Annotated in this window: 5 protein-coding genes; all 5 read left to right on the forward strand. The window is 67.7% G+C overall.

All coding sequences use genetic code 11. The features are described 5' to 3' along the window. Positions 1-3 precede the first annotated feature (3 nt). Positions 4-1,098, forward strand: coding sequence for a histidinol-phosphate transaminase (gene hisC, locus J2739_RS10085; protein ID WP_309901059.1), 1,095 nt, complete (start codon positions 4-6; stop codon positions 1,096-1,098). Then, on the forward strand, positions 1,095-1,730 hold the full coding sequence (gene hisB / locus J2739_RS10090) for an imidazoleglycerol-phosphate dehydratase HisB (protein ID WP_309901061.1): 636 nt from the start codon (positions 1,095-1,097) through the stop codon (positions 1,728-1,730). Before hisC ends, hisB begins: the two co-directional genes overlap by 4 nt. After that, entirely contained in the window at positions 1,727-2,383 is a 657-nt protein-coding gene (hisH, locus tag J2739_RS10095; RefSeq protein WP_309901116.1) for an imidazole glycerol phosphate synthase subunit HisH, read from the forward strand. The genes hisB and hisH overlap by 4 nt, the downstream gene beginning before the upstream one ends. A 52-nt stretch (positions 2,384-2,435) precedes the next feature. Further along, complete coding sequence (gene hisA / locus J2739_RS10100; RefSeq protein WP_309901063.1) at positions 2,436-3,179, forward strand: 1-(5-phosphoribosyl)-5-[(5-phosphoribosylamino)methylideneamino]imidazole-4-carboxamide isomerase; 744 nt, start codon at positions 2,436-2,438, stop codon at positions 3,177-3,179. A 319-nt stretch (positions 3,180-3,498) separates the two neighbouring features. Continuing rightward, positions 3,499-7,073 (forward strand): autotransporter-associated beta strand repeat-containing protein (locus J2739_RS10105; protein ID WP_309901066.1); only part of this gene is annotated, 3,575 nt, incomplete at its 3' end.

Genomic DNA, 7,073 nt, shown 5'->3' on the forward strand with positions numbered 1-7,073 from the left:
CCCATGTCCCCTGCCTCCGAAGCCACTGCCCGCGCCCTGGGCCGCATCCGCACCGATGTTCAGTCCATGCATGCCTACGCCGTGCAGGACGCGCGCGGGCTGCTCAAGCTCGACGCCATGGAGAACCCCTATGGCCTGCCGCCCGCCCTGCAGGCCGCGCTGGGCGAACGCCTGGGTGCGCTGGCGCTGAACCGTTATCCGGGCCCCCGCAGCGCCGACCTGCAGCGCGCACTCGCGGCCTATGCCGGCCTGCCCGAAGGCTTCGGGCTGATGCTCGGCAACGGCTCGGACGAGCTGATCTCGCTGCTGGCGATGGCCTGCGACCTGCCGGGGGCCGTCGTGCTGGCACCCGAGCCCGGCTTCGTGATGTACGCGATGAGCGCCCGACTCCAGGGCCTGCGCTTTGTCGGTGTGCCGCTCACCGCCGATTTCGAGCTCGATGAAGCCGCCATGCTCGCCGCCATCGAGCGCGAGAAGCCGGCCATCGTCTACCTCGCCTATCCCAACAACCCGACCGCCAACCTGTGGGACGACGCCGTGATCGAGAAGATCGTCCAGACCCAGGGCGCCCAGGGCGGCCTGGTCGTGATCGACGAGGCCTACCAGCCCTTCGCGGCGCGCAGCTACATCGATCGCGTCGCGCGCCACGGCCACGTGCTGCTGATGCGCACCCTCAGCAAGTTCGGGCTGGCGGGCGTGCGGCTGGGCTACCTGATGGGGCCGCAGGCATTGATCGCCGAAGTAGACAAGGTTCGACCGCCCTACAACATCAGCGTGCTGAACTGCGAGTGCGCGCTGTTCGCGCTCGAGCATGCCGAGGTTTTCGCGGAGCAGGCGGCCCGGATTCGCGCCGAGCGCGCCGGCATCGTCGAGGCGCTGGCCCGCCTTCCCGGCGTGAGGACCTGGCCCAGCGACGCCAACATGATCCTGGTGCGGGTCCCCGACGCCGCCAGGACTTTCGAGGGCATGAAGGCGCGCGGGGTGCTGATCAAGAACGTTTCTAAAATGCACCCATTGCTCGCGAACTGCCTGCGCCTGACCGTCGGAACCGTCGACGAGAATGCCCGGATGATCGCGGCCCTCGAAGCCTCGCTATGAACACCCCCTCGGCCCCTGAACCCGTCTTCTCCGCCGCTGCCGGCGCGCGGACCGCTTCCGTCACGCGCAACACGGCCGAGACGAAGATCACCGTCCGGCTCAACCTCGACGGCAGCGGCCGCGCGAAGCTCTCCACCGGCATCGGCTTCTTCGACCACATGCTCGACCAGATCGCGCGCCATGGCCTGATCGACCTCGAGATCGACTGCCAGGGCGACCTGCACATCGACGGCCATCACACCGTGGAGGACGTGGGTATCACGCTGGGGCAGGCCGTCGCCGAGGCGGTCGGCGACAAGAAGGGCATCCGCCGCTACGGACACGCCTACGTGCCGCTGGACGAAGCACTGAGCCGCGTGGTGATCGACTTCTCCGGCCGGCCGGGGCTGGTCATGCACGTGCCCTTCACCAGCGGCATGATCGGCGGCTTCGACAGCCAGCTTACCTACGAGTTTTTCCACGGCTTCGTCAACCACGCCTTCGTCACCCTGCACATCGACAACCTCAAGGGCGTCAATGCGCATCACCAGTGCGAGACCGTCTTCAAGGCCTTTGCGCGCGCGCTGCGGGCCGCGCTCGAGCTCGATCCGCGCTCGGCCGGCGTCATTCCATCCACCAAGGGCTCGCTCTGAACAGCAGCAAGAACACCGTCGCCGTCGTCGACTACGGCATGGGCAACCTGCGTTCCGTTTCGCAGGCGGTGCAGCATGCGGCCGACCAGGTCGGGGTGGAGGTCTTCGTGACCGCCGATCCCGAAGTGGTGCGCCGCGCCACCCGCGTGGTGCTGCCGGGGCAGGGCGCCATGCCGGATTGCATGCGCGAGCTGCGCGACTCCGGCCTGCAGGAATCGGTGCTGGAGGCGGCCGCTTCCAAGCCGCTCTTCGGCGTTTGCGTCGGCATGCAGATGCTGCTCTCGGCGAGCGACGAAGGCCCGACCGAGGGCCTGGGCCTGATCCCGGGCCGGGTGCTCAAGTTCGAGCTGGCCGGGCGTACCCAGCCCGACGGCAGCCGCTACAAGGTGCCGCAGATGGGCTGGAACGAGGTCCTGCAGACCCGGCCGCACCCGGTGTGGGCCGGGGTGCCGGACGGCAGCTACTTCTACTTCGTGCACAGCTTCTACGCCCGGCCGGCCGATGCCCTCCACAGCGCGGGCGAGGCGGAATACGGCGAGCGCTTTACCGCCGCCATCGCACGCGATAATATTTTTGCGACCCAGTTCCACCCCGAAAAGAGCGCGGAGCATGGGTTGCAGCTCTACAGAAACTTTCTCCACTGGAATCCCTGAAGCAGTTTTCACGCTGCGCTTCATCGCTCGCGCTCTGCGCAAATCCCGCACCATGCTCCTTATTCCTGCGATCGATCTCAAGGATGGCCACTGCGTTCGCCTCAAGCAAGGCGACATGGACCAGTCCACCACCTTCAGCGAAGACCCGGCCGCCATGGCGCGCAGATGGATCGAGGCCGGCGCGCGGCGGCTGCACCTGGTCGACTTGAACGGCGCGTTCGCTGGCAAGCCGCAGAACCACGCGGCGATCAAGGCGATCCTGCGCGAGGTCGGCGACGACATCCCGGTGCAGCTGGGCGGTGGCATCCGCGACCTGGACACGATCGAGCGTTACATCGACGACGGCCTGCGCTACGTGATCATCGGCACCGCCGCGGTCAAGAACCCCGGCTTCCTGAAGGATGCGTGCAGCGCCTTCGGCGGGCACATCATCGTGGGGCTCGACGCCAAGGACGGCAAGGTCGCCACCGATGGCTGGAGCAAGCTCACCGGCCACGAGGTGGCGGACCTGGGCAAGAAGTTCGAGGACTACGGCGTCGAGTCGATCATCTACACCGACATCGGCCGCGACGGCATGCTTTCGGGCATCAACATCGACGCCACCGTCAAGCTCGCGCAAGCGCTCACCATTCCGGTGATTGCCTCGGGCGGCTTGTCGAACATGGCCGACATCGACAAGCTCTGCGCCGTCGAGGCCGACGGCATCGAGGGGGTGATCTGCGGGCGCGCGATCTATTCGGGCGACCTGGACTTCGCCGCCGCGCAGGCGCGGGCCGACGAGCTGGCCGAACAGTAGCCTCGGTCAGGCAGATCTCGCGCAAGTCTGCCGGACTCGAAAGGGCACGCATCGCGTGCCCTTTTCTCATTCTGCAGGCGGCGGTATCCGGAGCGAGCGTGCCGGACGCCGAATGAATTCTCGCTTTTTGTCGCCTCCATCTCATCGGGACGGCCCGAATTCCTAGGATTCCACGGCTGCTGATTCCCCCCTGGGTTTCACGAACTGCGGCCTGAGCTTTCGGCCTTTTGACGGGAGCGCACGGCCTCCGCTCAGGCGGCATTGCCCGCCACGTGTGCATCGCGCGCGTGGGTCCCCCGAACGACCCGTGAACCCCCCAATGAACAAGATGCATCGCACCCTTTGGAACCCCGCGCTAGGCGCCTGGGTCGCCGCTCCGGAGAACGTCCGTGCGCGTGGCAAGCGCAGCGGCATCGCGAGGGCTTCCGCGCTGACGGCCGCCCTCTTGTGCGCCGGCATGCCTGCCGCCCAGGCGTGTACCGCGGGCAGCACTGCCGAGTTGGCCGCCTGCATCGCGGGAACTGACGCGGTCATCGATCTGACCGGGTCCATCACGCTGAGCACGCATCTGCCCGTGGTGGAGCGCAGTGTGACCATCAACGGCCACGGCTTCGCGCTCGACGGGGCCGGACAGTTCCGGGGCTTCTTCATCGGCTCGGGCGCCACGACGATCAATAGCCTGACGATGCAGAACCTGCTGGCCCAGGGGGGGCAGGGTGGGCCGGGCAACGCCGGAGCCGGCGGCGGCATGGGCGCAGGCGGTGCGGTGTTCGTGGGCAGCGTGGCGGGGGCCAACTTGAACGACGTGCTGATCGTCGACAGCCGGGCGATCGGCGGTAACGGCGGCAATTTTGATCTCAACAGCGGCACTGGCGGCGGTGGTGGGATGGGTGGCAATGGTGATGGAGCTCTCCCCTCAGGCTGGGGCGGCGGCGGCGGTGGTTTGTTCGACGATGCCAGCGGTGCGAACGGTGGAGGGCCGAATAGCGGCGCCGGTGGCGGCGGTAATGCAGGCAGTGGCGGCGACGGCGGCCTCTACAGCGGTGGTGGTGGAGGCGGTTTCATTGGTTTATCTGCAGGCACCAATGGTGGAAGCGGTGGCTGGGGCGGCGGTGGCGGCGGCGGTGGCGTCTGGGGGCCCGATCACGGAGGAGACGGAGGATTTGGAGGTGGTGGTGGCAGCGGCAGCACTTGGGGGGGGGCAGGGGGCTTTGGCGGTGGCGGCGCCGGCGGCGCTTCTGGCGGGGGGATTACCGGTGCTGGCGGTTTCGGCGGAGGCAATGGCGGAAGTCTTAGAGGCGGCGGCGGTGGCGGCGGCGCAGGCATGGGCGGTGCCATCTTCGTCATGGACGGTGGCTCGCTCACTTTGACCGGCAACACCGAGGTGCGCGGCAACAACGTGACGGGCGGCGCGAGCGGCGGCAATGGTGCGCAAGCCGGCTCGGCCTTCGGTTCCGGCATCTTCATGCAGGGTACGAACAGCGCGCTCGCCTTCGTGCCCGGCGCTGGCGCCACGCAGACCATCGCCGACGCCATCGCTGACCAGACCGGCTCGGGCGGGATCGGCACCGACGCGGGCAGCATCGGCGTCACCAAGAGCGGCGCTGGTCGCCTGGTGCTCTCGGGCGCCAACACCTACAGCGGCGGCACCACCGTCACCGGCGGCACGCTGTCGATCTCCGCAGACCAGAACCTCGGCGCGGCGTCGGGCACGCTGACCCTCGATGGCGGCACGCTGCAGAACACCGCGGCGATCACGACTGCGCGTGCCATCACGGTCGGCAATGCCGGAGGCACCTTCCAAACCGATGCCGACCTGAGTTCCACCGGCTCCATTTCGGGGACGGGCGGCGTGATCAAGACCGGTGCCGGCGCCTTGACGTTCGCCGGTACCAACACCTACACCGGCGCGACGACTGTCGGCGCAGGCACGCTGCGAGCCGGGGCGGCGAATGCCTTCAGCGCGGCCAGTGCGGTGACGCTCGGTGGCGGCGTCGTTCTGGACCTGAACAACTACAACCAGGCCATCGGCAGCGTGGCGGGCTATGGCTTCGTCACGCTGGGTACCGGCACGCTGACAGTGGGCGGCGACAACAGCAACACCACCTTCAACGGCATATTTTCCGGAAGCGGCGAACTGATCAAGGTCGGCACCGGAACCCTCACTCTGACCCGAGACAACCAGAACACCGGATTCGTCACGGTCAATGCGGGCACGCTGCGTCTGAATAACAGCTTCTATGCGCTCGGGGCAAACAGCGCCACTGCCCGCGTCAACACCGGCGGCACTCTGGACCTTGGCGGAATGTATGGAGTGGCGCAACACATCAACCTGAACGGAGGGACGCTGACCGACAGCGTCGGGCAAGGCTTGCTGCGGGGCGGGATCACATTGAGCGCAGGAGGCACCAACACGATCAGCAGCTACAACAGCCGACTGACGCTGGCCGGGGTCATCGACGGCGACAGCGTCACGATCGATGGCACCGTCGGCTATCGCGCAGCCAACACGTACACCGGAACAACGACGATCAACCCCGGTGCGGCTTTGTTCACCGACGCGGCCGGAGTCGGCAGCGGCAGCGGCATTGTCAACAATGGCGCCCTTCTCTTCGATCAGCAAAGCGCTGGGGTCGTCAACCAAGCCATCAGTGGCAGCGGTTACGTGAGCAAGTCAGGCGGCGGTACGCTCACGCTCTCCGGCGCCAACAGCTACAGCGGCGGCACCGAGATCTGGCAGGGGGCGCTGGCCATCTCCTCAGACCAGAACCTGGGCGCGGCTTCAGGCTCGCTGGACTTCTGGGGCGGCACGCTGCGGAACACTGCGGCCCTCACCACCCCGCGTGCCATCTACATCGGGAGTCCCGGAGGCACCCTTCGGACCGACGCGGACCTGACCGCGACGGGCTCGATCTCAGGGAGCGGCGAGTTGATCAAGACCGGCAGCGGCACCTTGACCCTCACCGGCGCCAACACCTACGGCGGCGGTACCACCGTCCTGGGGGGTACTCTGTCCATCTCCGCGGACCAGAACCTCGGTGATGCTTCGGCCGCGCTCAATCTCGACGGCGGCACCACACTGCGCACCACCGGCGCCTTCACCATGGGGCGAAGCATCGATTTCGGGAGAGGCGACGTCACCCTGCAGACCGATGCCGATCTCACGGCGAACGGCGTCATCAGCGGCCGGGGGACCCTCGTCAAGACGGGGGGCGGCACCTTGACGCTCAGCGGCGCCAACACCTATTGGGGCGGCACCACTGTCACGGCAGGCACGCTGGCCGTCTCCGGAGACCAGAACCTGGGCCGAGGGTCGGGCGGGCTGACGCTCGATGGGGGCACCCTGCGCACCACCGGCGCCTTCACCACCGCACGAAACGTCATCCTCGGCGCGAGCGGCGGTACCTTGCAGACGGATGCCGATCTCACGGCCATCGGCATCCTCAGCGGCGACGGTTCATTGACCAAGACCGGTGCCGGCACGCTCACGTTGACCGGCATCAACACCTACACCGGGGACACCCGGCTCGATGCCGGGGCGCTGGCCGTCTCGGCCGATGCCAACCTGGGGAATGCATCAGCGGCGCTGAACTTCAATGGCGGCACCCTGCGCAGCACCGGTGCCTTCGCCACTGCGCGAGGCATCAACCTCGCGGCAGGCGGCGGTACCGTGCAGACCTACAACGACCTTGCGGCGACCGGCACCGTCAGCGGCGGGGGCGCCTTGATCAAGACCGGGTCCGCAACCCTCACCCTCACCGGCGAGAACACCTACAGCGGCGGCACCGATCTCAAGCAGGGCCGCCTGGCTGTCGGCAACAACCGCGCCCTGGGCAGCGGCGAGCTCGCCATGCACGAAGGCACGATCCTGCGCTTCGCCGCCGATGGGCTCAG

Source organism: Variovorax soli (genome assembly GCF_031454625.1).
Lineage (GTDB): Bacteria > Pseudomonadota > Gammaproteobacteria > Burkholderiales > Burkholderiaceae_C > Variovorax > Variovorax soli_A.